A 25,848-nucleotide genomic window follows, 5' to 3' on the forward strand; every position below is an offset into this window, starting at 1 on the left:
GTCCTCCTCGGAAGTCGTGTGCTGGTGACGGTTGATCCCCTGGGACCGCGCCCGCCGGATCGCAACAGCAGTGCTCACCGCTCCTCCTCGGAAGTCGTGTGCTGGTGACGGTTGATCCCCTGGGACCGCGCCCGCCGGATCGCAACAGCAGTGCTCACCGCTCCTCCTCGGAAGTCGTGGTCCCTGGGACCGCCGGGCCACCAGCGCTGACCGCTCTTCGCGGCCCTCATCGGCCGTGCTTCCCGCGGTCCAGTCGCAGCGTCAGCGCCCCGTGGACCAGCGCGTACACCTCCTGCTCCCGCGCCCGGTCGATCCCGAACAGGCGGTTGCAGTGCATGTGCGCCAGGCTCAACGCCACCCGTCCGTACCGCTCCGGCGACAGGCGCTTCAGGTAGTCCCCAACAGCCCGGCTCCGGTGTCTCCACGGTTGGTCCAGTGACGGACGACCGGTGGCATCGATCGCCGCGGCGAGGGACTCGCGCCGGTCGCGGGGCACGCTTCGCCGCAGGTCGAGTGGCACTGCGGCCGCCAGCCAGTCCAGGACCTCCGACGGCTGTCCGAAATGCCGGACCAGGTCCAGCACGCTCGACGCCACCGCCAGGTCGTCCGCCTCCCGCTCCAGCATCCCCAGCGCGACCAGCGAGTCAGCGTGGAAGACCCGCTCCGCCGCGGCGATCGCATCCTGGCCGCCGTACCGCTCGACCTCGGGGTCGTAGCTGTCCAGCACCAGCCGGGACGCCAACCCGTCCGAACACAGCCCGGCCGCCCACGCGTGCAGGCGCGGCAACAACGTCGTCCACAGCATCTCCGGCTTGCCCGCGAACCGGATCCGGAGGTGCGGATCGGGATCGGCATACCGGACGAAGTGCCAGTCCTCCACATCCGCTACGAGATCGGCCAGGTGCGACCGCAGGATCTGCCGCTGCGCCGCGTCCCCCGCGTAGAGCTTGGCGTACAACCAGTCGCCACCCGGCAGGTCCAGCATTTCGGACCGGGTCCGCGTGGCCGGCGCCGGACGGGCCGCTGGGCGCTCCCCGAACAGCTGGAACACGACCTCACACGCATGGCCGTCCAGCCAGCCATCCCCCTGCGACAGGACCTCCTGCACCACCAGCCGCGGCGTCTTCCGCAGCTCGGCGCGGAACACCGCGAGGTGCCCGTCGTCCGTCAGGTCGATCGGGATCCGGTTGTCCGAACTGGTCAGCTGCACCCGCCTGGGCACGTCCCACCGCTGTCGCCACCTCCGTACGGCGTCCGGCCAGTCGGACGAGGGGTCCAGCATCTCCCGGCTGGGCAGCCACCGGGCCGGCGCGAGCACGGTCCGGCCGTACCGGACCCGCGGCAGCGCCGGAGCTGTCGACAAGTCGCCCCACCGCCACGGCAGGCACGACGGGTTCTCCTGCTCCCCCAGCTCGAGCAGGAACCGCGCCACCGGCGGGACGTGCCCGCTGCGCGGGTTCAGCATCGACCCGGAGACCGGGACCACGCGCCGCCCGGACGCCAGGTCGACGACGTACAACTCGTCCTGCGTCGCGCCCACGGCCAGCTCCTCCAGCCGCAGGTCGGGAACGTCCGCGGACGCCGGCCCGCAGCTCACCGGGATGCGCGCCGGAAGCCGCTGCGGCACCGACGCGACGTTCGCCGACCGGATCGTCCGCGGACGGCAGGCCACCTGCGCGGCACCGGAGGGCGCACCGTCGCGGACCAGCTCGGTCAGCTCGTCGTCGAGCTCGGGCATCAGGTGCGCGAACCGCGCGATCGTCGACCCGGCCTGCGGCGACCCCAGGTTCTCACCGACGACCAGCCGGAACTCGCCCGCGCACAAGGCGTCCCAGCTGGGCGCGAGCACCTCCGCGCACAACTCCATCGACACCGGCCGCCGCGCGGGCGGGTCCTCGGCGAGCGAATCGACCAGTTCGTCGTCGAGTGCGATCTCGTCACGCCCCTCGCGCGCCGCAGCGAGCAGGTGCTCGATCAGGCCACGGGGCCCGGGACGCGAAGGCCCCGGCGAAAACGACGGCAGCCCGAGGCCGCGGGTGTCGTCGAGCAGTTCCAGCACCGGGACCAGGCGGTCGCTGCCGTACCGCTCCAGAAAGCGCTCTCGGTACGAGTCCGACCAGGACGGTCCGGCCGTGGAGCCCAGTCGCCACAACGCATCCGCGGCTCGCGCGGCTTCCGCACCGAGCTCGGCGGGCAACGTCGCCGAGACGTTCAGGCGCAGGTCGGTCTGGATGACGTCGTCCGTGTCGTGCAGCGCCCGCATCCGGGCCACCACCGCACGCCGGCGCGCCCGACGGTCCGGCACTGCCGCATCGGCGGCCCGCAACTCGCGCCGGATCGCGCTCAACTCCGCGTGCACCGGATGCCCGTCAGGCACCCGGCCTAGCACGTGGGCTAGCGGGTCGACGCAGTCCGGCGGCGGGTCCAGGTCCGTGAGCAGCACCCCGACCTCGACGAGCTGCCGCAGCACGCCTTCGAACCCCGTGCGCCGGAAGCGGCGGCACAACTGCGCCACCAGGTCGGGCCAGGGAACCGGCGTGCGCGTCATCTCCCGCACTGCGCGCACCAGCGGCGTGAACCGGATCGAAGCTTCCCGGCGATGCGCGTCTTCGTAGCGTTCGGGCAGCACGAGCCGGTCGCCGCGGACGACGCTGACGTTGTTGGCGACCAGGACCGTCCGCGGCAGGACCACCGGATCGGTCCGCAGCCGCCGCAGCACCCCGTCCAGCCACTCGGCATCCGTCCGGCTGGTCGGACGGTGCTGCCGCCCGATCCGCAACTCCGGCCGGTCGCCGAGACGCACGGGCGCGACGCCGGCGAACAGCCCGAACGGCGTCGGCCTGCCGGTCAGGCGCAGGTGGTACTTGGCGAGGGCGAGCGCGCTGCGCCGGCGGACCTTGTCCTTGACCGGCTCGCCGCGCACCACGCGGAGGACGTCGCGGGCCAGGCTGGGGCTGGCCGCTTCGACCGCCTCCATCAGGGTTTCGTCCGCCGCGAGCACCTCCAGCGGCGGGATCGGCCCTGTCGTGCGCGGTCGCACCGCCGCTCGCAGCAGGGCCGGGCCGGCACACGTGAACATCGCTCGCCTCCCGGCTGGACGGGTGGCGGGTCCCCCGCAGGACCCGCCACCCGGGGATCAGGTCAGCAGGACGGCCACAGGGTGGCGCAGATGTCGCTGAAGCCCGACTTGTTCGTCAGCAGGTCCCCGTCCTGCGCCGGAGTCGAGATGCGGAGGTCCAGGTCGAAGTCCTCGGGAGCAAGGTTTTCCACGGGATTTGCCTCTCCTTCGTCGTGAACTGTGGCTTGTGCCACTGCCTTCCGAACGTAGGGGATCGTTCAACGATCCAGCAAGAGGTTGATTCTAACGTGCTATTGCGCTACAAAGTTGACTTTTGCCCACCTTCACCGGCCGGCCGGTGATCACCCTGTGGTCTAATTCCGCTGCTGAGAGTGAAGGGGAGGCACCAATGCGCCGGATGGCCGCGCTGATGCTCACGCTGCTGGCCACGACGGGCGTGCTGACGGTTCCGGCGCACGCGGCGCAGCGCACCGAACTCGGTGTCGGGGCCTACCCCCGGGTGATCCGCCTGGAACACGCGCCGTTCCGGCGTGGCCGGATCGTCGCGTCCGTGAACAGCTGGGACGGCGGCGGCGCGTTCGCGCGGATTTACGAGAGCACCGACGAAGGCGCGTCGTTCCGACAGATCGGCGAGGTCCGCGATCCGGCGGGCGCGCAGGGCGAGTGCTGCGGCAGCATCTACGAACTGCCGCGACGAGTCGGCCGGCTGCGGGCGGGCACGCTGCTGTGGGCGGCGTCCTACGGCCAGAACGGCGGCGCGGGCCGTCGCATGTCGATCCGGATCTGGTCCAGTTCGGACGGTGGCCGGAACTGGAGCTTCCTGTCCGAAGCCGCCCGCTCGCACAACCACGACGGCGTGTTCGAGCCGGAGTTCACAGTGGACTCCGGCGGGACACTGTGGATGCACTACGCCGACGAAACCGAGGCGCCACGCCACAGCCAGGTGCTCAACCGCGTCGCGTCCACCGACGGCGTCACCTGGGGCACCAAGCAGAGCACGGTCGCGATCTCGCCCGACCGCGTCCGCCCCGGCATGCCGATCGTGCGGAAACTGCCCGACGGCCGCTACTACTTCGGCTACGAGATCTGCAACTACGGCGAGCGCTACTGCGACCCGTACTTCAAGATCTCACCCGACGGCGCCAACTACGGCGACCCCGCCGACCCGGGCACCCGCGTCGTGACGGCGAACGGCAACTACTTCCAGCACGCCCACAACGTCGCGGTGTTCCCCGGCGGACCGAACGGCGTTCGGCTCCTGATGGTCGGCCAGATCTACACCGACCGCGCCGGCGCTCCGCTGCCGTCCAACGGCCAGGTGCTGCTCGCCAACGACGACTTCGGCGCGGGCAACTGGTACGAACTGCCCGCCCCGGTGCACGTTCCGCGCGCCTACAACAACTTCTGCCCGAACTACAGCTCGTCGCTGTTGCCGGTGGACGACGGCCGCAACGTCCTCGAACTGGCCGCCGACTACGACGGCGACGTCTGCAAGATCTACTTCGGCAAGGGCTCGGCGTCCTGATACACCTTGTCCAGCGCGGCCGCGAAGGTCTCGGTGGGCTGGGCGCCGGACACCCCGTAACGGCGGTCGAAGACGAAGAACGGCACGCCGTTCGCGCCGAGCGCGCGGGCCTGGTCGATGTCCGCGCGGACCTCGTCGGCGTACGAGCCGTCGGCCAGCACCCGGCGGACCTCGTCGGCGTCCAACCCGGACTCCGCGGCCAGCTCGACGAGCGACTCCTCGTCGAAGACCGAACGCCGCTCGGTGAAGTAGGCGCGGAACAACCGCTCGGCGACGGCGTCCTGCACGCCGCGCTCACGGGCGAGCTGCAGCACGCGGTGGGCGTCGAACGTGTTGCCGATGACACCACCGTCCAGGTGGTACTCCAGCCCCTCCGCCGCGGCGAGCTGCGTCAGGCGCTCCTCGTTCGCGGCGAACTCCGCCTCGCTGATCCCGTACTTCGCGGCGATCAGCGCCGCCTTCGGCTGGGGCTCACGCGGTGCGCGCGGGTCCAGTTCGAAGGACCGGAAGGTCACCTCGACCTGGTCACGGTGCTCGAACCCGGCCAGCGCGCGCTCGAAGCGCCGCTTGCCGAGGTAGCACCACGGGCACACGACATCGGACCAGATCTCCACCTGCACGATCCCGGCGAACGCCACGCGGCCCGGCGTTATTCCGCGAGGAGGCCGATCAACCACGTCGCGAGTACCTGCTCGGCATCCGACCGGGCCTGGGCGGGGTTGTCCGCGTGGGTGATCATCAGCGCCGCCTCGTTCACGGCGCTGAGCACGAGCTGGGCCAGCACGTCGACCGGCAGCGGCTTGATCAGCCCCTGCTCGACCGCCTCCCGCAGCACGCCGATGACCAGCCCGAGGCCGTGTTCCGCCTCGATCTCGCGCCACGTGGTCCAGCCCAGCACGGCCGGGGCGTCGATCAACGAGATCTGCCGGATCTCGGCGCGCTCGCACGCGTCGAGGAAGGCCTTGAGCGCGAAGAGCAGCCCGGTGGCGAGGTCCGGCGCGTTCTTCGTGGCGGCTTCGACCTCGGCCGTGACCTCCAGCTCGACCTGCTCGAACACGGCGCGGAACAGGCCCTGCTTGTCGCCGTAGTGGTGGTAGAGCGCGCCCCGAGTCACCCCGGCGGCGCGCACGATCTCGTCCGCGGGCACGGCCTGGTAGCCGCGCTCGGCGAACAGCTCGCGGGCGGCCGCCACCAACGCGGCCCGGGTGCTCTGGGATCGCTCTTCCTGCGTACGGCGCACGCCCCTAATCTGCCATGACACCCGCGAACGCCAGGATGTGCCGCACCAGCTCGGCCGGCTGGTCCTCCGGCACGAAGGCGTACGAGTCGGAAACCTCGACCAGGCGCGCGTTCGGCAGGGTCGCGGCGAGGCGCTTGCCGAGGCGCAGCGGGAAGGTCCGGTCCTCGTCCGCCCACACGAGCAGCACCGGCTTGTCGAACGCACGCAGCTTCTCCGCGGCTTCCACCGTGTACTTCGGGCGCACGCCGCGGAGGAACTTGCGCAGGTCGCGACGGATGGCGGCGTTTCGGTGGGCCGGCTGGACGTAGGACTCCACGATCGCTGCCGGGATCGGGTACTTGGTCACCCACCCGAACACGAACGGCAACCGGTGCAGGGCCTTGACCTGCAGCAACGCGGCGACCGGGCGCATCGAGCCGGGGATGTGGGCGAGCGGGACGAGCGGTTGGAACAGGGGCGGGAGGAAATGGTCGAAGCAGTCGCACGGTGTCAGCACGACGCTGCCGACCCGCTCGGGGCGGCGCGACAGCATGATCTGGGTGAGGGCGCCGCCCGTGTCGTTCGCGACCAGGAGGACGTCCGGCAGGTCGAGAGCGTCGAGGAAGTCCGCGATCAGGTCGGCGATGCCGGTCGGGCTGAGGTCGGCGTCCGGGCGGAGCGGGACCTCGTGCGCGCCGAGCGGCAGGTCGAGGCTGAGGCACCGGAAGCCGGCTTCGGCGAGATCCGGGACGACGTGCCGCCATAAATCGGCGTTGACCACGGCGCCGTGGATGAACACGACCGGCCGCCCCTCGCCGCGTTCGAAGTAGCGGACGTCACCGTGGCGGAGGGTCACGCGCTTTTCCGGCCCGAGTGCTGGTGAGCGAGTCATGCTCCCGAAGATACATACAGACAGTATGTATGTGAAGTGAGGGACACGCTAGGGTGGTTCCGGATCGATCCGGAAGGAGCTGGGGACATGAAGGGCATCGTGCTGGCGGGCGGCAGCGGGACGCGTCTGCACCCGATCACCCAGGCGGTGTCGAAGCAGCTGTTGCCGGTGTACGACAAGCCGATGATCTACTACCCGATCTCGGTGCTGATGCTCGCCGGGATCCGGGAGATCCTGATCATCTCGACGCCGGCCGACCTGCCCAACTTCCAGCGCCTGCTCGGCTCCGGCGACCAGTTCGGGCTGCGGCTCAGCTACGCGGAGCAGCCGAGCCCGAACGGCCTCGCCGAGGCGTTCGTCATCGGCGCGGACTTCATCGGCGATGACGACGTGGCGCTGATCCTCGGCGACAACATCTTCTACGGGCAGGGCTTCTCCGGGCGGATGCAGCAGGAGGTCGCCGCGCTCGACGGGTGCGTCCTGTTCGGCTACCCGGTGAAGGACCCGCAGCGCTACGGCGTCGGCGAGCTGGACGCGGACGGCAGGCTGGTGTCGATCGAGGAGAAGCCCGAGCGGCCGAAGTCCAACCAGGCGATCACCGGGCTGTACTTCTACGACAACCAGGTCGTCGAGATCGCGCGCGGCCTCACCCCGTCGCAGCGGGGCGAGCTGGAGATCACCGACGTGAACCTGACGTACCTGCGGCAGGGGCGCGCGAAGCTGGTCGAGCTGGGCCGCGGGTTCGCGTGGCTGGACACCGGCACGCACGACTCGCTGCTGGAGGCCGGGCAGTTCGTGCAGGTGCTCGAACACCGGACCGGCGTGCGAATCGCGTGCCTGGAGGAGGTCGCGCTGCGGATGGGGTACATCGATCCGGAGGAGTGCCTCGCGCTCGGGCTGAAGCTGTCGAAGTCCGGGTACGGGGACTACGTCGTCGCGTGCGCCCGTGCCGCGGGGGCCGTGGGTTAGTGGCGGTCAGCAGGCTCGTGCGCGCCGAGCTGGCGCGGCACGACTGGGGCCGGCTGCGGTGCGGCTGCGGGCAGAGCGGCGCGCACCTGCCGGGCACGTTCGAGACGATCCTGGAGGCGGCCGAGCCACGCGAAGCCCTCGGCGCGCGGCTGGACAACCACCTGGAGATCAGCGGGAACCTGTTCGAGGTGGCGGTCCCGGCGGTCGAGGTCATCCTGGCCGCGCTGGCCGGTCCGCTGCCGGACTTCGCGCGGGTGGAGTTGCTGGACATGCTGGCGGTGCTGGTGTCCGGCGACTCCTACGCCGGGCAGCCCGCCGACCTCGGGGAGCACTGCCGGCTCAAGGCGCGCAACGGGCTGTGGACCATCTTGCAGGTGGGTTACGAGCACGAGGCCGAGACCGCGCGGGACATCCTGTGGGTCGTGGATCCGGACCAGCCGCGCAGCGGTTACCACGCGATGGGGCTGGAGAAGCGGATCAAGCGGAAGCGCCGCTAGGGCGGGCCGCGGGGTGCCGCGCCTGGCGCGGCGGTGCGGTGGGGCGGTGGTGCGGGCCGCTAGCGACAGGACCGGGACGGCTCGGGACGAGCCGCGGCGAGTGGAACGACGGTGCGGTGACTGCGGCCGCATGGCCGGGATGGCTGAGGACGGGCCACTGTGAGGCGGTGAACGGCAGCCTCGGTCCGAGGGGTCCCGGGTCGCGCGGAAACGGCGGCACCTCAGAGCGGCGGGGCATGCACGACCGGAAGGGGCCTCGGGCGCCTACCGCGACGAGGCGGGGCGCCGATCAGAACGGGCCGCGGCGGGCCATCTCCTCCAGGCGGCGGATGCGGTCCTCGATCGGCGGGTGCGTGGAGAACAACCGGGAGAACGACTCGCCGGGGCGGAACGGGTTCGCGATCATCAGGTGCGACTGCGAGACCAGCTGCGGCTCCGGCACCAGCGGCGCCCGGCGGGTGCCGTACTCCAGTTTGCGCAGCGCGGAGGCCAGGCCGAGCGGGTCGCCGGTCAGCGCGGCGCCCGACGCGTCCGCCTGGTACTCGCGCGAGCGGCTGACCCCCATCCGGATGATGCCGGCCGCGATCGGGCCGATCAGGATGATCAGCAGCGACACCAGCGGGTTGTTGCCCTCGCGGTCGTTGCCGCCGAACACGCCGGCGAACATCGCCAGGTTCGCCAGCACGCTGACCATGCTCGCGAGCGCACCGGCGACGCACGAGATCAGGATGTCGCGGTTGTAGACGTGCGACAGCTCGTGCCCGAGCACCGCCCGCAGCTCACGCTCGTCCAGCAGCTCCAGGATGCCGGTGGTGCAGCACACGGCGGCATGCCGCGGGTTGCGGCCGGTCGCGAAGGCGTTCGGCGCGGGGGTCGGGCTCACGTAGAGGCGCGGCATCGGCTGGCGCGCCGACGTGGCCAGCTCCCGCACGATCCGGTACATCACCGGCTGCTCGGCCTCCGACACCGGCCGCGCCCGCATCGCGCGCAGCGCCAGCGTGTCCGACTTGAAGTAGGCGTAGGCGTTCATCCCCAGCGCGAGCGCGAGTCCCACGAACAACGCGCCACGCCCGAACAGTGAACTGATCGCGATGATGATGGCACTCAGCAACCCGAGCAACAGCGCGGTCTTCAGCCCGTTCTGGTGCTTGTGCACGTGCCCTGCGCCTCCTTACCAACACTCGCTTTCCCAACGCACGAAACGGAAGTGAAGTTCCTTCATGATCTCCGCGCGCGCCGGCGAGCACTCCGGGTTACCGTTCCACCCGCGTACCCCAAACCTCGCGGGGAGGTCGGTCATGGGCGCCGCCGAGGTCAGCCGCCGCACGGTGTTCGGCCTGGTCACGACCGCGGCGCTGCTCGCGCTGCCGTCCCCGGCCCGCGCGGCGCCCCTGCTGACGTCGATCCCGGTCGGGAGGCGCCCGCAGGCGGTCGCGGTGAACCCGGTCACCGGCCTCTGCCACGTCGCGAACACGGCGGACCGGACGGTTTCGGTGATCGACCAGGGGCGCACCGTAGCGACCGTGCCGACCGGGGGCGTCCCGGCCGACCTCGCCGTCGACGAGCGCACCGGTCTGGTCTACGTCGCCAACCGCACGCCGGGCACCACCGCGGTCCTCGACGGCGGGCGGGTCACCAACGTCGTCGCGTCCGGGTCCGAACCCGCGGCTCTCGCCCTCGACGCGGATACATACCGACTGTATGTCGCTTCCGGCGAGGCCGGTGCCGTTCGCGTGCTCGACCTCTTCCGGGGCGCGCTCGCGGCCACCATCGAGGCCCCCGGTCAGGGGTTCAGCAGCGCGGCGATCGATGGGCGCACCGGGTACTTCGCCGGCCTCCACACCGGCACCGTCGAGGTCCTCGACCTGGACGCGGGCGAGTTCACCGCCAGCATCCCGGTCGGGGACGGGCCGGCCGGGCTCGCCGTCCACCACGGCACCGGCACGGTGTACGTCGCGAACTCCGGCATCCACCACATGACGGTGATCGACGGCGAGGAGATCCGCACGATCCTGCTGCGCAGCGAGGCGTCCTCGGTCGCGGTGCACCAGGCCACCCACACCGTGTACGCCAACGGCGGCCCGGACGGGCTCGTCCGCATCGACGGCGCCCGCGGCCAGATCACCGGCGAACTCGCGCTCGGCATCAACCCGGGGCAGGTTGCCGTCGATCAGCGCACCGGCGCCGTGCACGTCACCGACCCGCTGCACGACCGCCTGCACGTGATCACCGGATTCTGAATTCCCGGCACCGGGTACCAGGAGTCCATGAAACTCGGACTGCAGATCCCCGACTTCACCTGGCCGAACGGACCCACCGCTCTGGGCCGCGAACTCGCCGAGGTCGCTCGCGCCGCTGACGACGCCGGGTTCGGATACCTCGCCGTGATGGACCACTTCTTCCAGATCCGCGGCGTCGGCCCCACCGAGAACGACATGCTCGAGGCCTACACGACCCTCGGCTACCTCGCCGCGCACACCCGGCGCGCCAAGCTGCTCACCGTCATCACCGGCGTCCTCTACCGCCAGCCCGGTGTACTGGCCAAGGCCGTCACCACCCTGGACGTCCTCTCCGGCGGACGAGCCATACTCGGCATCGGCGCGGGCTGGAACGAGGAGGAGTCCCGCGGCCTCGGGTTCCCGTTCCCGCCCACCGCGGAACGCTTCCAGATGCTCGAAGAGACCCTGCAGTACGTGCTGCGGATGTGGTCGGACGACGACGGCCCGTTCTCCAGCGCGCACATCGAGGCCGAACGACTGCTCAACGTCCCGCAGGCGCTGTCCACACCGCACCCGCCGATCATGGTCGGCGGCAGCGGTGAGAAGAAGACCCTGCGGTTCGTCGCGAAATACGCCGACGCGTGCAACATCTTCAACGGGCCGGAACTCGAACACAAACTCGACGTCCTGCACGCGCACTGCGAAGCCGAAGGACGCGACTACGGCGAGATCACCAAAACCGTCTACCACCCGCTCGACGTCGGTCCAGCCGGCGAGAAGAGCGGGGACCTCAAGGCCGAACTGAGCCGGCTGGCCGAGCTGGGGATCGACGGCGTGATCGGCTCGGTACCGGGAATTCCGGACCTCCGCCTGATCGACGTCTTCGCCGAGGACGTCATCCCCTACGCCGAAGCGCTGTGAACGGCGCCGCGCCGGGCGGTTTCTTCCCCGCGGAAACCGCACCGGGTAAGCGGTTTTCCAGCTGCCCGGCGCCGTAACGATCTCCGCCCGCCCGCCGACCTCTGGGGCAAGCCGGTGGCGGCGGGAGGATTTCCATGAGGATCAGTGTCTTCGGGCTCGGCTACGTCGGATGCGTGTCGGCCGCGTGCCTCGCCGGCGAGGGGCACGAGGTGATCGGGGTCGACATCAACCCCGTGAAGATCGATCTTGTCCGGCAAGGGAAAGCGCCGGTGGTCGAGGAACGCATCGGCGAACTCACCGCCGCGGTCGTGGCCAGCGGCGCGTTGCGGGCCACGACGAACGTCGCGGAGGCGATCGCGGGCAGCGAGATCTCGCTGGTCTGCGTCGGCACCCCGTCGGCGCCCAACGGCAGCCTGTCCACCGCCTTCCTGGAACGCGTCACCGAGGAGATCGGCGGCGCGCTCGCGGGCAAAACCGGTCGGCATACGGTCGTATTCCGCAGCACGATGCTGCCCGGCACCTGCCTCGACCTGCTGGTGCCGATCCTGGAGAAGGCCTCCGGGCTGACCGCGGGCGTGCACTTCGGCGTCGCGGTGAACCCCGAGTTCCTGCGGGAAGGCAGCAGCGTCAAGGACTTCTTCGACCCGCCCAAGACGGTGATCGGCGAGCTGGACACCGCCAGCGGTGACGCCGTCGCCAAGCTGTACGAGGGTCTGCCCGGCGACGTCTTCCGCGTGCCCATCCCGGTCGCGGAGATGACCAAGTACGCCGACAACGCCTTCCACGGCCTCAAGATCGGGTTCGCCAACGAGCTGGGCGCGATCTGCCGCGCGCTCGGCCTGGACTCGCACCGGGTGATGGACGTGTTCCTCGCCGACCGCAAGCTCAACGTCAGCCCCGCCTACCTGCGGCCCGGCTTCGCGTTCGGCGGCTCGTGCCTGCCCAAGGACCTGCGCGGCCTGGTCTACGCCGCGCACCGCGCCGACGTTTCGGTGCCGCTGCTGTCGCACGTGCTGCCCTCCAACGAGGAGCACCTGCGCCGCGCGTTCGACCTGGTCGCGCGCACCGGCAAGCGCCGCATCGGCCTGTTCGGCCTGTCCTTCAAACCGGGCACCGACGACCTGCGCGAGAGCCCGCTCGTCGAACTCGCCGAACGCCTGCTGGGCAAGGGCTACGACCTCAAGATCTACGACGCGAACGTCAGCCTGTCGCGGCTGATGGGCGCCAACCGCGAGTACATCGAGAGCCGCCTGCCGCACCTCGGCCAGCTGCTCGCCGGCACCGTCGACGAGGTGCTCGACCACGCCGAGGTGTGCCTCGTCGGCAGCACCGACCCGGCCGTGCTCGCGGCGCTGCCCAGGGCGGGCGACCGCACGCTGATCGACCTCGTCCGCCTGCCCGACGCCGCCGTGCGCCGCACCGAAGAAGGATACGTCGGCCTTGCCTGGTAAAGCCCTGATCCTCGTCGAGAACCTGTCCGTGCCCTTCGACCGGCGGGTCTGGCAGGAAAGCACCACCCTGCGCGACGCCGGGTGGGAGGTGCACGTCATCTGTCCACAAGGGACGAAGCGGGACACCGAGCCGGAAGCCGTCATCGACGGCGTGCGCATCCACCGCTACCCGCTGAAAGCGGCGACCGGCGGGCCGGCCGGTTACCTGCAGGAGTACGGATCCGCGCTGTGGCACACGTTCCGGCTGGCCCGCAAGATCGGCCCGGTCGACGTCGTGCACGCGTGCAACCCGCCCGACCTGCTCTTCCTCGTCGCGCGGATGCTCAAGCGGCGGGGCGCGAAGTTCGTCTTCGACCAGCACGACCTGGTGCCCGAGCTGTACCTGTCGCGCTTCGACCGCGGGAAGGACCTCCTCTACCGGGGCGTGTGCGCGCTGGAGCGGGCCACCTACCGGGCCGCGGACGTGGTGATCGCGACGAACGAGAGCTACCGCGACGTGGCGCTCACCCGCGGCGGCAAACGGCCCGAGGACGTGTTCGTGGTCCGCAGCGCCCCGGTCGTGGACCGGTTCCGGCAGGTGCCGCCGGAGCCGGAACTCAAGCGCGGCAAGCCGAACATGCTGTGCTACCTGGGCGTGATGGGCCCGCAGGACGGGGTCGACTACGCCCTCCGCGCGCTCGCGAAGCTGCGTGACGACCTGGGCCGCACGGACTGGCACGCGGTGTTCGTCGGCTCCGGGGACGCGTTCGACGCGATGGTCGCGTTGTCGAAAGATCTCCGCCTGGACGACCAGGTCGAGTTCACCGGCCGCATACCGGACGCCGACCTGGTCCGTTATCTGTCCACAGCGGACGTCTGTCTCGCGCCGGATCCGCTGAACCCGCTCAACGACGTGTCGACCATGAACAAGATCATGGAGTACATGGCGATGAGCCGTCCGATCGTGTCGTTCGACCTGCGTGAGGCACGGGTTTCCGCGGGCGAGGCGGCGGTTTACGCGCCGGCCAACGACGAGCTCGAATTCGCCAAGCTGACCGCCAGGCTGATGGACGACCCGGCCGAGCGGAAGCGCATGGGCGAACTGGGCGCGGCACGCGTCGCGGGACCGTTGTCCTGGGCCAATTCGGCGAAAGCGTTGCTCGCGGCGTACGCCGCCACCGGTCGGTGAATTCCCGACCGGGACAACGGAATCCTCGTCGGAAAAACGCCTGGTCGCGTTTTGAACAAGCCGGTAACCAATCCGGGAATCGCCGCGACGTGGTTTGTGAAAGCCCATCCGTTCGCGGGCGGGCGATGTTTACGAGAGGGGGCCCGGGGCGTTGAACGACGACACCGTCCGTCTGTCCATGATCGGCAGGATCGTGCGCCGCCGCTGGCGGGTCCTCGCCGCCCTCGCCGTCCTCGGCGCGCTGGTGGGGGCCGGCGCGTCGCTGATCTTCTCCCCCGGCTACCGAACGACTTCGCACGTGTTGTTGCAGGGCGCGCCCGATTCCAGCGAGCTGATGACCGAAACGCAGATCGCGACCAGCTCGGTGGTGCTGGACCGCACCGCGCAGGCACTCGCCTGGGGTGTGTCCGGATCCGAGCTGCACGACTCGGTGAGCGCGACCGCGGCCGACGGCAACATCGTGGCGATCACGGCCGAGGCGGAGACCCCGGAAAACGCGCAGCTGCTGGCCGACCAGGTCGCCAAGGAGTACGTCAACTACTCCGCCCAGCTGATCGGCAGCACCGCGGACGCGGCCAGCCAGATCCGCCAGGAGCAGGAGGACGCGCTGCGCCGCCAGGTGCAGGAGACCAACGACCGCATCACTGACCTGTCCCGCCGTGTGCAGGGCGTGACGGTGGAGAGCGTCGAGGTGCGCACCCAGCTGGAGACGCTGCGGACGGCGCTGACCGAGGCGATGGCCAAGCTCGACCAGCTCGACGGCGGCGGCCGCCAGGCGCAGGTGGTCGTCATGGGCTCGGCCGAGCGGCCGTCCTCCCCCGCGCCGCCGACGATGATCCACTTCGTCGCGGGCGGCGCGCTCGTGTTCTTCCTGCTCGGCGTGCTCGGTCACCTCGTCGGCGCGCGCACCGACCGGCGGTTGCGCAACGAGGCCGAGATCGCGGCGGCGGTCGGCGCGCCGCTGCTGGGCAGCGTGGACGTGCCGGAGACGCCGGACCACGCGCAGGCAGGCGACGAGGGGCGCTGGTGGGCCCGGCTGCTCAAGACCGACGAGCCGTGGAACCTGCCGGAGCTCAACGCCTCCGCGGACGCGGCCAGCCGCGAGATCCGGTACCGCCGCGTGCTCTCCCGCCTCGGTGACGGCTCCGGCGTGTTCTCGCGGGTGCTGGTGCTGGCCGCGCAGGACGACCCGGTGGCCAGGACCGCGGTCGCGCAGCTGGCCGCAGCCGGCCACGGCGGACGCCCCGAGCTGCGTGTGGCGCTGATCGACCCCGAGCGGCCGACGGTGCCGGACGACCGCGAGTCCGCCGGTGTCCTCGTGGTGGTGTCCAGCGGGACCAGGACGGGCTGGGAGCTCGTCGCGATCACCGAGGCCGCCGCCGACGCCGGGCAGCGGGTGCTCGGCGTCGTCGTCGCCCAGCGCACGGCCGCGGTTCCCGAGCCAGGCGGCACGAAGACCGCAGGCGACGAAGCATTGGCAGGTTCAGCGTGACGACACCGGACAGCAACCAGAACGCGCAACCACTGCTCGACCTGCAGCGGGTGCTGATCGCGATTCGCCGGCGGCGCCGCCTGTGGCTCTCGGCCGCGGTGCTGGGGCTGCTCGCGGGCGCGGCGCTCGCGGTCGTGTCGCCGACCCCGCCGACCGCGGTGACCCGGCTGCTCGTGCTGCACGCCGAGGACGCGCCGAACGACAGCGGCACGCTCATCAAGACCGACGTGGCCATCCTGGAGACCACCCGGATCGCCGGGGCTGCGCTGCAGCGGCTGGGCTCGTCCGAGCCGCCGGAGAAGTTCGTGAAGTCCTACACCGGCACCGGGCTGACCAACAACGTGCTGGAACTCCAGGTCACGGCCCGTAGCTACGGCGAGGCGGTCGCGAAGGCGCAGGCGCTGGCGGACGCGTTCATCGCCGACCACGGCCAGCGCATGCAGGCCGCGGCGGACGCGGAAGCGCAGGCCCTGCTGGGGCAACGGGACCAGATCCAGACCGAGCTGACCGAGGTCGACCGGCAGATCGCCGCGTCGGCGAGCCGCAACAGCCAGATCGGCCCGGCCGAGCTGCAGTCGCTCTACGCCCGGCGCGCCGACCTGACCTCGCGGGTCTCCGACTTCACCAACCAGGCCAACGAGGCGAAGATCGGCACACCGCAGCTGGCCGCGGGCACGCAGATCGTCGACGCGCCACGTCCGGTCGTCGAATCCCCGCTCGCCCCGCTGGTCACCAACGCGGGCATCGGGCTCGGGTTCGGGCTCGTCGCCGGGCTGGGCCTGGCCGCCGTGATGAGCGTGGTGCGGGACCGGCCGCTGCTGCGGCGGGAGATCGCCGCGCACCTCGGCGCGTCCGTCATCGCGCAGCTGCCGAAGCCCCGGCGGGGGCCGTGGGGAGGCGCCGCCGCGCAACGGGACCGGGTCGCGGCGACGCTGGCCCGCGCGGTCGGCGAGAGCGGCAGCGTGTCCGTCCTCGAACTCGGCTGCCCGCGGGTGGCCGCCACGCTCGCGCTGGACATGGCCCGGCACCTGGACGGTCCGGTGGTGGTCGTGGACGACCTGCCGCACCGTGAGGTCACCGCGCTGTCCGGCGAGGCGGGTGAGGGCGTGCGGGTCGTCGACGGCAGCGCGGCCGAGAAGGCCCGCATCGGGGTCGGCTCGGTGTCGCCGGGGACGGCGTGGACCGACCTGCGCCGGCTGGGCGCGGAAACCGTGCTGGTGGTCCGCGCGGGCAAGGCGGACGCGGCGTGGCTGCACACCGTCGCGCGGCAGCTGGCCGACCTGGGCATCCCGGTCATCGGCATCGTGCTCGTCGCGCCGGATCCGCGGGACCGCACGGACGGCACGCTGTGGGACGGGCTGCACACCGCGCTGCGCGGCCGCGCCGCGTTCGCCGAGGCGCGGCCCGCCAACGGCAGCGCCAACGTCGACGACCACCCGACGAAGTGGTTCGCGCCGATCCCCTCCTCCGCCGGGAAGGGCGAGCAGACCGTGACGCTCCAGCCGGTGCACGCCGACCTGCCGACGAAGCAGTTCACGCCGGTCGACGCCCCGGAGGCACACGTGAACGGCAAGCTGCCCCTCGATCGCGAAGGCTGACCATGTGCGGTGTCGCAGGAACCTACCGCTGGCCCGACGGTGGCCCGCTGACCGACCGGCTCACCAAGCGCCTGGCCCACCGCGGGCCGGACGGCGAGGGCCGCTACGACCACGGTGACGTGCACCTGGGCCACCGCCGGTTGTCGATCATCGACCTGTCCGAGACGGGCGCGCAGCCGATGGTCTCCGGCGGGCTGGCGCTGACCTACAACGGGGAGCTGTACAACGCGCCCGAGCTGCGGGCCGAGCTGATGAGCAAGGGCGTGCGGTTCCGCGGCACCTCCGACACCGAGGTCCTGCTGGAGGCGTGGCGGCGCTGGGGCGTCGAGTGCCTGCCGCGGCTGCGCGGCATGTTCGCCTTCGGGATCTTCGACGAGCGCACCGGTGAGCTGTTCCTCGCCCGCGACCAGCTCGGCATCAAGCCGCTGTTCTACGTGCGCCGCGGCGACGGGATCGCGTTCTCCTCCGAGCTGAAAGCTCTCGCCGGCGAGATCGGCGGGCTGCACGTGGACGAGACCGCGCTGGTCGCGTCGCTGCTCTACTACTGGGTGCCGGACAGCCGGTGCGCGTTCCGCGAGGCACGCAAGCTGCCGCCGGGCTCGTGGCTGCGCGTGCGCCCGAACGGCCGGGTGGACACCGGCCGGTACTGGATCCTGCGGGACGTCGCGACCGAGGCCCGGCACGGCCCGCCCGCCGACCTGGCCGCGGTCGTCGAGGACTCCACCCGCAAGCACCTGCTCTCCGACGTGCCGGTGGCGACGTTCCTGTCCGGCGGCCTGGACTCCAGCTACCTGACCGCGCTGGCGGCCAAGTACTCCCCCGGGATCTCCGCCTACACCATCGGTTTCCGCGCCGAGGACGCGAAGTTCGAAGCCATGCCGGACGACCTGCGGTACGCGCGGATCGTGGCCGACCGCTTCGGCGTCGACCTGCACGAGATCGAGATCGCGCCGAACGTGCAGGACCTGCTGCCGCACCTGACCTACCACCTGGACGAGCCGATCGGCGACCCGGCAGCCATCAACAGCTACCTGATCTGCCTGGCCGCGCGGGAGGCCGGCGTGAAGGTGATGCTGTCCGGGATGGGCGCGGACGAGCTGTTCGCCGGCTACCGCAAGCACCTGGCGAACCTGATCGCGTTGCGCTACCAGAAGATCCCCGGCGCGGTGCGCACGCCGCTGGAGTCCGTTGTGGACCGGCTGCCGGTGGCGACCTCGAAGCGGGGCTTCCGGTCGGTCCGCTTCGCGAAGCGGTTCCTGTCCTTCGCGACCCTGCCGGAGGAGACCGCGTTCCGGCGCAGCTACACGATGTACGACCGGGACGAGCTCGCCGGCCTGGTCGCGCCCGACCTCACCGGCGCGGTGGACGACGTGCTCACCGAGCACGCCGACACCTACCACGACAACCTGCTCGACGACTTCGTCAACCGCATGTGCCTCGCCGACGCGCGGATGTTCCTGCCGGGGCTGAACCTGACCTACACCGACCGCTCCACGATGGCCGCCTCCACCGAGGTGCGGGTGCCGTTCGTGGACGTCGAGGTGGTCAAGGCCGCGTTCAGCCTGCCCGGCAACCGCAAGATCGCCGGGCGGCAGGGCAAGGCCGCGCTCAAGGAAGCCGCGCTGTCGATCCTGCCGAAGGAGATCGTCTACCGGCCGAAGGGCCTGTTCAGCGCCCCGCTGCGGGCGTGGATGAGCCGCGATCTGGCGCCGCTGGTGCGCGAGGTCGTGCACGACGGTGTCCTCGTCAAGTCCGGGTTCCTGCGGCGCGAGGCCTTGCAGCGGCTGGTCGACGAGGACGCCGCCGGCCGGGAGGACCGGTCCAAGCACCTCTGGCACGTCTTGACCCTGGAGTACTGGTACCGCAGCGCGACCGAAGCCGGCGCGGCCGAGCGAGCAGCGTAAGGAGCCCTGGTGAAGCAGGTCGTACAGAACTACAAGAGCGGCGAGCTGGCCCTGCTGGACGTCGAGGCGCCCGCGTGCAAGCCGGGCGGCGTGCTCGTGCGGACCGCGTTCTCGTTGATCTCCACCGGCACCGAGATGATGAAGGTGTCCGAGGCGAGCATGTCGATGCTGGGCAAGGCGCGGTCGCGGCCGGACCAGGTCGCGAAGGTCGTCCAGAGCGTCGCGACCAACGGCGTCGGCGCCACCTACCGCAAGGTGATGAACCGGCTCGACTCCTACACCCCGCTGGGCTACTCGCTGTGCGGTGTGGTCGAGGAGGTCGGGTCCGGAATCGATGACGTCGCCGTCGGGGATTTCGTCGCCTGTGCGGGCAACGAGCACGCGCTGCACTCCGAGCTGAACTGGGTGCCGAAGAACCTCTACACGCGGGTGCCCACCGGGGTCGCGCCGCGGCACGCGTCGTTCGCGACCGTCGGCGCGATCGCCATGCAGGGCGTCCGGCGCGGGGAGCCGCAGCTCGGCGACGTCGCGCTGGTCATCGGGCTGGGCCTGATCGGGCAGCTGGTCGTGCAGCTGCTGGCCGCGTCCGGCGTGCGGGTGGTCGGCGTGGACCCGGACCAGGAGCGGTGCAAGCTCGCCGAACGGCTGGGCGCGTCGGTGTGCGGCCACCCCGGTTCCGGGGACGTGGAGATCGCGGTCGGGGAGCTGACCGGCGGGCACGGCGTGGACCAGGTGTACCTCGCCGCGGGCGGCAGCACGAACGAGCCGGTCGAGCTGGCCGCGAAGCTCGCCCGCGACCGCGGCCGCGTGGTCGACATCGGCAAGTGCCGTCTCGACCTGCCGTGGAACGCCTACTACGAAAAGGAACTCGACGTCCGGTTCTCCCGCTCCTACGGCCCCGGCCGGTACGACCCGGAGTACGAACTGGACGGCCGCGACTACCCGATCGGTTACGTGCGCTGGACCGAGCGCCGCAACCTGGAGTGCTTCCTCGACCTGATCGCCCGCGAACGGGTCGACGTCGAGCCGCTGGTCTCGCACGTCGCGGACTTCTCGACCGCCGTGGAGACCTACCGCAGGCTCAACGAGGGCGAGCTGAAGGCCGTCGCCGTTCTCTTCCGGTACCCCGACGTGGCCAAGGACGCCGAGGAGCCCGCACTCGTCGCGGAAGTCCCCCGGCGCGAGCCGATCCGCACGTCGCAGCGGATGGGCAAGGTGCGGACCGCGTTCATCGGCGCGGGCAACTACGCGTCCTCGATGCTGCTGCCGCACCTGGCCGAACGGGAGGACGTCGAGCTGCGACGCGTCGTCACCACGTCCGCCCTGTCGGGCGCGAACGCCAAGCGGAAGTTCGGGTTCGCCGAGGCCACGACCGATGTGGACGCCACACTCGCCGACCCGGAGATCGACGCGGTGTTCGTGGTGACCCGGCACAGCTCACACGCCGAACTGACCCGCCGCGCGCTGCTGGCGGGCAAGGCGGTGTTCGTGGAGAAGCCGCTGGCGCTCAGCGAAGCCGAGCTGGGCAAGGTGCTCGGCGCGATCGAGGAGTCCGGCAACGACCGGCTGCAGGTCGGGTTCAACCGGCGGTTCGCGCCGCTGCTGCACGAGGCCACCGGCCGGTTCGGCAGGCGCATCGGCGCGGCGTCGGTGCGGTACCTGATCAACGCGGGCCGCCTGGAGCACGGCAGCTGGTACGACCAGGCCGGTTCCGAGGGCACCCGGTTCGCAGGCGAGGGCGGGCACTTCATCGACACGGTGAGCTGGCTGCTCGGCGCGGACCCGGTGTCGGTCTACGCCTGCGCCACGCCGGACCAGCAGGACCTGCAGGTCGTGCTGCGGTACCCGGACGGCTCGACCGCGACCATCAGCTACGCCACCAGCGGTTCGACGAGCTTCCCCAAGGAGACGCTGGACGTCGTCGCCGACGGCAAGGTGCTGAAGTTCGACGACTTCGCGCGCGCCTCGGTGTACGGGCGCAAGCGGTGGACCAGCTCGCGCCTGCCGAAGGGCCGCGACAAGGGGCAGCACGCCGAGCTGGACGCGTTCGTCACCGCGGTGACCTCGGGCGGGCCGATGCCGGTGCCGCTGGAGTCGCTGGTCGCGACCACGCTCGCGACGCTCGCGGTGCAGACCAGCCTGGCCACCGGCGTGCCGGTCAAGATCGGGACCCCGTCATGATGGACCCCGCCTGGTACCTGCGGCGGCTGTCGCGGATGGGCCCGCGCGAGGTCGCCGGGCGCGCGGCGGACGTGCTGAACCGGCGCAGGCTGCGGCGCGCGCTGCCCGAGGCGTCCGTTCCGCTGCCCGGCCGCCGGTTCACCGCCGTGCTGCCCGAAGGCGTGCAGGTCCCGGCGGACGCGCGGGCACGCGTGCTGGAGACCGCGGACCGGCTGCTCGACGGCCGCGCCGAGTACTTCGGCCTGCGGCGGCACGACATGGTGAGCCCGGACTGGTCGTTCGACCCGAAAACCGGGCGGCACGCGCCCGCCGACACCTTCGCCTTCGACATCCCCTACCGGCACGAGGACGTCGTCGGCGACATCAAGCAGATCTGGGAGCCGTCGCGGCACCAGCACCTCACCGTGCTGGCCACCGCGTACGCGCTGACCGGTGAGGACCGCTACGCCGAGCGCGTCGCCGACCACCTGAAGTCGTGGTGGGCGGCGAACGCGCCGATGACGAGCGTGCACTGGGTCAGCGGGATCGAGCTGGGCATCCGGCTGCTGTCCTGGGTGTGGGTGCGGCGGCTGCTCGACGGCTGGCCCGGCGCGTCCGGGCTGTTCGAGGACAACCCCGAGGCGCTGCACCAGATCTGGCACCACCAGCGGTGGCTCGCCACCTTCCCGAGCCGCGGGTCGTCGGCGAACAACCACGTCATCGCCGAGGCGGCCGGGCAGCTGGCCGCGTCCTGCGCGTTCCCGTGGTTCCCCGAATCGGCCGGCTGGCGGGCGGCGGCGCTGCGCTCGCTGGACGAGCACCTGGCGGCCAACACGTTCGGCTCGGGCCTGAACCGGGAGCTGGCCACCGAGTACCACGGCCTGGTCCTGGAACTGGGCCTGGCCGCGGCGATCGAGGCCGGCCCGGCGGCGCCGGACTCGCTGTGGCGGACGCTGCTGCGGATGACCGACGCGCTCGCGGCCGTCGTCGACGTGCGGCTGCACCCGCCGCGCCAGGGCGACAGCGACGACGGGCACGGGCTCGTGCTCGACGGCGCCGGGGTCAACCGGTGGTCGTCGCTGCTGGCGACCGGCGACGTCCTGTTCGGACGGCTGGACTGGTGGCCGAGCCCGCGCGGCGGGGACGCCCGGACGCCGCTGCTCACCGCGCTCGCCCGTCGCTTCGAAACCGCGGACCGGCCACGCACGCGACCGGACCACTTCGCCGACGCCGGGCTGACCCTGCTGCGCACCCCGGCCGGGGACGGCCGCGGCGAGATCTGGTGCCGCTGCGACGGCGGCCCGCACGGGTTCCTGTCCATCGCCGCGCACGCGCACGCCGACGCGTTGTCGGTCGAGGTGCGGCACGACGGCGTCGACGTTCTCGCCGACCCGGGGACCTACTGCTACCACGGCGAACCCGGGTGGCGGGCGTACTTCCGGTCCACGCTCGGCCACAACACGGTGCAACTGGACGACGCCGACCAGTCCACTTCGGGCGGCCCGTTCCTGTGGACGCGGCACGCGCGCACCCGCGTGCTGGCCCGCCCCGGCGGCGGGGCGCCGCGGTGGTCCGCCGAGCACGACGGCTACCGGCCCGCCGTGCACCGGCGCACCGTCGAACTCGACCCGGCCGAACGGGAACTGCGGATCACCGACGAGATCACCGACGACCGGCACCACCCGGCGCGGCTCGCGTTCCACCTCGGCCCGAGGGTGAGCGCCGAGCTGACCGGCAACGCGGCGGTGCTGACGTGGACCGCGGGCGGCCGCGACCGGGCCGCGATCCTCGACCTTCCCGCGGCGCTCACCTGGACCGCGCACCGCGGCCAGACCGATCCGCCGCTCGGCTGGTACTCGCCCGGCTACGGCCGCCGCGAACCGGCCACGACCCTGATCGGCAGTGGGCTCACCGGCCGCGCCGGCCCGCTCACCACACTGCTGCGCTTCGCCGACTAGCCGGGAGGTTGCCCGCCGTGCCCGCACCAACGACGACCCGAGCCCGCTGGGTGGCGGTGTTCCTCGGCGTCCTGGCGCCACTGGCCGCGCTCGCGTGCACCCCCACCCCGGAACCGGCGGACACCACCGCGGCAATCGCGGGTTCCGGGGCGTGCGGCAACCTGCCGCCCGGTCCCGCGGAACCGCCGGCCGGCGCGGTCGTCGTCGACGCCGCCGTGCCCGGCGACCTCCAGGCCAAGACGAAGGCCAGCCCGCCGGGCACCACGTTCTGGCTGCAGCCCGGCACGCACACCCTCGGCACAGACGAGTTCGACCAGGTCGCGCCGAAGGACGGCAACACCTACACCGGCGCCCCGGGAGCGGTCGTCGACGGGCGCCACACCAACCGGTACGCCTTCAGCGGCAAGGCGAGCGGGGTGACCGTCCAGCACCTCACGGTGACCGGGTTCGACGCGCCGGACAACGAGGGCGTGGTCAACCACGACTCCGGCGCGGGCTGGGTCATCCGGTCGAACCTGCTCACCGACAACCGCGGCGCCGCGATGATGGCGGGCGCGCGCCAGGTCATGACGGGCAACTGCCTCAAGGACAACGGGCAGTACGGGCTCAACGCCTGCTGCGGCGACGTCACCGATCTCGTGCTGGAGGGCAACGAGTTCGTCGGCAACAACGCCGACGACGTGGAGAGCAAGTACCCCGACGGCTGCGGCTGCACCGGCGCGATGAAGTTCTGGGAGGTCGACGGCGCCGACATCCGCGGCAACTGGATCCACGACAACCGCGGGCCGGGCATCTGGGCCGACACCAACAACAACGACTTCCTGATCGAGAACAACCTCATCGAGAACAACGACGGCACCGCGATCTTCTACGAGACCAGCTACAACGCGACCATCCGCGGCAACACGCTGAAGCGCAACAACCTGGTCAGCGGGCGCGAGTTCGTCGACCGCGACGACAACTTCCCGTCCGCCGCCGTCTACATCTCCGAGTCCGGCGGCGACGCGCGCGTGCCCGCCCGCACCGACAAGATCGACATCTACGACAACGACCTGGTGGACAACTGGGGCGGGGTCACACTGTGGGAGAACGCGGACCGCTTCTGCAACAGCCCCGCCAACACGTCCACCGGCACCTGCACGCTCGTCGTCGGGGACGTCGCGAAGTGCGCCCCGCCGGGCATCAACACGGACCCGCTGCACGCCGACTGCCGCTGGAAGACCCAGAACGTGCAGGTCCACGGCAACCGGTTCGAGGTGAACCCGCGCAACATCGGCTGCCAGGCGATGTGCGCGCGGATGGCGCTGCTGTCCAACTACGGCAGCTCGCCGGACTGGTCGCCGTACCAGGGCGACGTGGTCCCGCAGGCGATCACCTTCGACCAGAACAACCGCTGGTCCGGCAACACCTACGTCGGGCCGTGGACCTTCGTCGCGCACGACGCGAGCAGGCTGGTCGAGCAGATCGAGTGGCAGGGCCCGGCCTACCGGCAGGACGCCGGCAGCACCTTCGCGGCAGGGGGCGGCAACTGATGAGCCTCACCGGAATCCGGCCATGGACACTCGACGAGGACGACGTCGCCCGCGGCCCGCGCACCTTCCGGATCCTCGGCGCGATCTGGGCCCTGCTGATCTTCAACACCCTCGCCACCCAGGGCGTCTCGGCGCTCATCCCGATCCCGCGCCCGGTCACGCAGGCGCTCACGATGAGCGCGGTCGGCATCGCGTTCGCGCTCGCCCTGATCCTCAACCCGCGCCTGAAGATCCGGCCTAGCGCGTTCCTGGTGCTGCTCAGCCTGCTGCTGGTGGCGAGCTTCGCGAGCAGCGTGCGGATGGAGTCCGGCCTCGGCTCGCTGTTCCGGTGCGCCCGGCTCGGGCTGTTCGTCGGGACGTTGTGGCTGATCAGCCCGTGGATGAACGGCTCGATCTGGTTCGTCCGCCAGCACATCAGGGTGCTGACCGTGCTGCTGGTCTCCGTCGCCGTCGGCCTGGTGATCTCCCCCGGCCTGGCGATGCCGGAACTCAACGACGGCCGGCTCACCGGCGTGCTGTGGCCGCTGACGCCGACGCAGATCGGGCAGTACGCGGCGATCGCCGCCGGGCTGGCCGTGCTGCTGTGGATCAACAAGCTCACCGACACGCGCAGCGTGGTCATGGTCGCCGGTCCGGCGATCGTCCTGCTCGTGTTGACCCACACCCGCACGGCGACCCTCGGCCTGGTCGCCGGGCTCGTCATCGCGATGCTGTCGATGTGGCTCACCAGCGGGCGCGCGCGCAAGGCGTTCGCCTGGGGCATCGCCGTGGCCGGGATCGGCGCCGTCCTGCTCGGGCCGCTGCTGCAGACCTGGGTCCTGCGCGGTCAGGACGCGGAGAACTTCGGCAACCTCACCGGCCGCGCGAAGGTGTGGGAGCGGCTGCTGGCCACCCCGCGCACCTGGTTCGAGGAGATCTTCGGGACCGGGCTGTCCAACAAGTCCTTCGACGGCCTGCCCATCGACAACAGCTGGCTGGCCGTCTACCACGAGCAGGGCTACCTGGGCGCCACGATCGTCGTGTTGTTCCTGGTGACCCTCGTCGTGGTGGCCATCGCCCGCCCGCCGTCGCCGGGGCGGGCGTGCGCGTTGTTCCTGATCACGTACTGCCTCGCGGCCTCCTACACCGAAGCCGGGCTCGGGGACGCCTCCCCGTACCTGCTGCACCTGGCGGTCGCGGCGGGCCTGCTCGCCGGCACTCCACAAAGGACGGTACTGCGGTGAGCGGCGAACCCGTAACGGACCAGCGCCCGCGCGCGACCTCA

General features: G+C 71.4%; 20 protein-coding genes. 14 read left to right on the forward strand and 6 right to left on the reverse strand.

Annotated elements, in window-relative coordinates; genetic code table 11:
- Window positions 1–226: 226 nt before the first annotated feature.
- Window positions 227–3,079 (reverse strand): lantibiotic dehydratase, encoded by a 2,853-nt coding sequence (locus tag ABZ193_RS28130; protein ID WP_354712101.1) that lies wholly within the window; start codon window positions 3,077–3,079, stop codon window positions 227–229.
- Window positions 3,080–3,141: 62 nt separating this feature from the next.
- Window positions 3,142–3,270: a hypothetical protein gene (locus ABZ193_RS28135; protein ID WP_020417485.1), complete on the reverse strand. Its 129-nt coding sequence runs from the start codon at window positions 3,268–3,270 to the stop codon at window positions 3,142–3,144.
- Window positions 3,271–3,467: 197 nt separating this feature from the next.
- Between ABZ193_RS28135 and ABZ193_RS28140 the strand changes: the two genes are divergently transcribed.
- Complete coding sequence (locus ABZ193_RS28140; RefSeq protein ID WP_237336177.1) at window positions 3,468–4,604, forward strand: sialidase family protein; 1,137 nt, start codon at window positions 3,468–3,470, stop codon at window positions 4,602–4,604.
- Here the strand turns inward: ABZ193_RS28140 and ABZ193_RS28145 are convergent.
- From ABZ193_RS28145 to ABZ193_RS28155, 3 genes are read right to left on the reverse strand one after another with little or no spacing between them, the layout of a single operon-like run.
- Window positions 4,577–5,242 carry a DsbA family oxidoreductase gene (locus tag ABZ193_RS28145; RefSeq protein ID WP_354712103.1) on the reverse strand — a complete coding sequence of 222 codons (666 nt, stop codon included), beginning with the start codon at window positions 5,240–5,242 and terminating at the stop codon, window positions 4,577–4,579. The two genes, ABZ193_RS28140 and ABZ193_RS28145, sit on opposite strands and share 28 nt — an antisense overlap.
- 11 nt (window positions 5,243–5,253) lie before the next feature.
- Entirely contained in the window at window positions 5,254–5,844 is a 591-nt protein-coding gene (locus tag ABZ193_RS28150) for a TetR/AcrR family transcriptional regulator (RefSeq protein WP_027935781.1), read from the reverse strand.
- Window positions 5,845–5,848: 4 nt separating this feature from the next.
- Window positions 5,849–6,715 (reverse strand): alpha/beta hydrolase, encoded by an 867-nt coding sequence (locus tag ABZ193_RS28155; RefSeq protein WP_237336179.1) that lies wholly within the window; start codon window positions 6,713–6,715, stop codon window positions 5,849–5,851.
- An 87-nt stretch (window positions 6,716–6,802) separates the two neighbouring features.
- Between ABZ193_RS28155 and rfbA the strand changes: the two genes are divergently transcribed.
- Both rfbA and ABZ193_RS28165 read left to right on the forward strand, forming a co-directional pair.
- Window positions 6,803–7,684 carry a glucose-1-phosphate thymidylyltransferase RfbA gene (gene rfbA / locus ABZ193_RS28160; protein ID WP_237336180.1) on the forward strand — a complete coding sequence of 294 codons (882 nt, stop codon included), beginning with the start codon at window positions 6,803–6,805 and terminating at the stop codon, window positions 7,682–7,684.
- Window positions 7,684–8,181, forward strand: a complete 498-nt coding sequence (locus ABZ193_RS28165) for a hypothetical protein (RefSeq protein WP_354712106.1) — start codon at window positions 7,684–7,686, stop codon at window positions 8,179–8,181. Before rfbA ends, ABZ193_RS28165 begins: the two co-directional genes overlap by 1 nt.
- A 289-nt stretch (window positions 8,182–8,470) precedes the next feature.
- Here ABZ193_RS28165 and htpX read toward each other — a convergent pair whose 3' ends face one another.
- Window positions 8,471–9,337, reverse strand: a complete 867-nt coding sequence (htpX, locus tag ABZ193_RS28170; protein WP_020417478.1) for a zinc metalloprotease HtpX — start codon at window positions 9,335–9,337, stop codon at window positions 8,471–8,473.
- A gap of 142 nt (window positions 9,338–9,479) precedes the next feature.
- On the opposite strand from htpX, the gene ABZ193_RS28175 reads away from it, so the two are divergent.
- The 11 genes from ABZ193_RS28175 (at window position 9,480) to ABZ193_RS28225 (ending at window position 25,807) form a co-directional block, all read left to right on the forward strand.
- Window positions 9,480–10,421 carry a hypothetical protein gene (locus ABZ193_RS28175; protein ID WP_354712108.1) on the forward strand — a complete coding sequence of 314 codons (942 nt, stop codon included), beginning with the start codon at window positions 9,480–9,482 and terminating at the stop codon, window positions 10,419–10,421.
- A 27-nt stretch (window positions 10,422–10,448) separates the two neighbouring features.
- Complete coding sequence (locus tag ABZ193_RS28180) at window positions 10,449–11,321, forward strand: LLM class F420-dependent oxidoreductase (protein ID WP_354712110.1); 873 nt, start codon at window positions 10,449–10,451, stop codon at window positions 11,319–11,321.
- A 134-nt stretch (window positions 11,322–11,455) separates the two neighbouring features.
- Window positions 11,456–12,772 (forward strand): nucleotide sugar dehydrogenase, encoded by a 1,317-nt coding sequence (locus ABZ193_RS28185; protein ID WP_354712112.1) that lies wholly within the window; start codon window positions 11,456–11,458, stop codon window positions 12,770–12,772.
- Window positions 12,762–13,940, forward strand: a complete 1,179-nt coding sequence (locus tag ABZ193_RS28190; protein ID WP_354712114.1) for a glycosyltransferase family 4 protein — start codon at window positions 12,762–12,764, stop codon at window positions 13,938–13,940. The genes ABZ193_RS28185 and ABZ193_RS28190 overlap by 11 nt, the downstream gene beginning before the upstream one ends.
- A 178-nt stretch (window positions 13,941–14,118) precedes the next feature.
- The gene (locus ABZ193_RS28195) at window positions 14,119–15,432 is read left to right on the forward strand and encodes an exopolysaccharide biosynthesis protein (protein WP_354712115.1); all 1,314 of its coding nucleotides are present in this window, start codon (window positions 14,119–14,121) and stop codon (window positions 15,430–15,432) included.
- Window positions 15,429–17,030 (forward strand): Wzz/FepE/Etk N-terminal domain-containing protein, encoded by a 1,602-nt coding sequence (locus tag ABZ193_RS28200; protein ID WP_354712117.1) that lies wholly within the window; start codon window positions 15,429–15,431, stop codon window positions 17,028–17,030. Before ABZ193_RS28195 ends, ABZ193_RS28200 begins: the two co-directional genes overlap by 4 nt.
- Window positions 17,031–17,032: 2 nt before the next feature.
- Window positions 17,033–18,934, forward strand: coding sequence for an asparagine synthase (glutamine-hydrolyzing) (gene asnB / locus ABZ193_RS28205; protein WP_354712119.1), 1,902 nt, complete (start codon window positions 17,033–17,035; stop codon window positions 18,932–18,934).
- Window positions 18,935–18,943: 9 nt separating this feature from the next.
- Window positions 18,944–21,115 (forward strand): bi-domain-containing oxidoreductase, encoded by a 2,172-nt coding sequence (locus tag ABZ193_RS28210; RefSeq protein WP_354712121.1) that lies wholly within the window; start codon window positions 18,944–18,946, stop codon window positions 21,113–21,115.
- Window positions 21,115–23,052, forward strand: a complete 1,938-nt coding sequence (locus tag ABZ193_RS28215; protein ID WP_354712131.1) for an alginate lyase family protein — start codon at window positions 21,115–21,117, stop codon at window positions 23,050–23,052. Before ABZ193_RS28210 ends, ABZ193_RS28215 begins: the two co-directional genes overlap by 1 nt.
- Before the next feature lie 17 nt (window positions 23,053–23,069).
- Window positions 23,070–24,584 carry a right-handed parallel beta-helix repeat-containing protein gene (locus ABZ193_RS28220; RefSeq protein WP_235716090.1) on the forward strand — a complete coding sequence of 505 codons (1,515 nt, stop codon included), beginning with the start codon at window positions 23,070–23,072 and terminating at the stop codon, window positions 24,582–24,584.
- Window positions 24,584–25,807, forward strand: a complete 1,224-nt coding sequence (locus tag ABZ193_RS28225; protein WP_354712123.1) for an O-antigen ligase domain-containing protein — start codon at window positions 24,584–24,586, stop codon at window positions 25,805–25,807. Before ABZ193_RS28220 ends, ABZ193_RS28225 begins: the two co-directional genes overlap by 1 nt.
- Window positions 25,808–25,848: the final 41 nt, after the last annotated feature.

The sequence above is a fragment of the Amycolatopsis sp. NPDC006125 genome (assembly GCF_040614195.1).
Taxonomy (GTDB): domain Bacteria; phylum Actinomycetota; class Actinomycetes; order Mycobacteriales; family Pseudonocardiaceae; genus Amycolatopsis_E; species Amycolatopsis_E tucumanensis.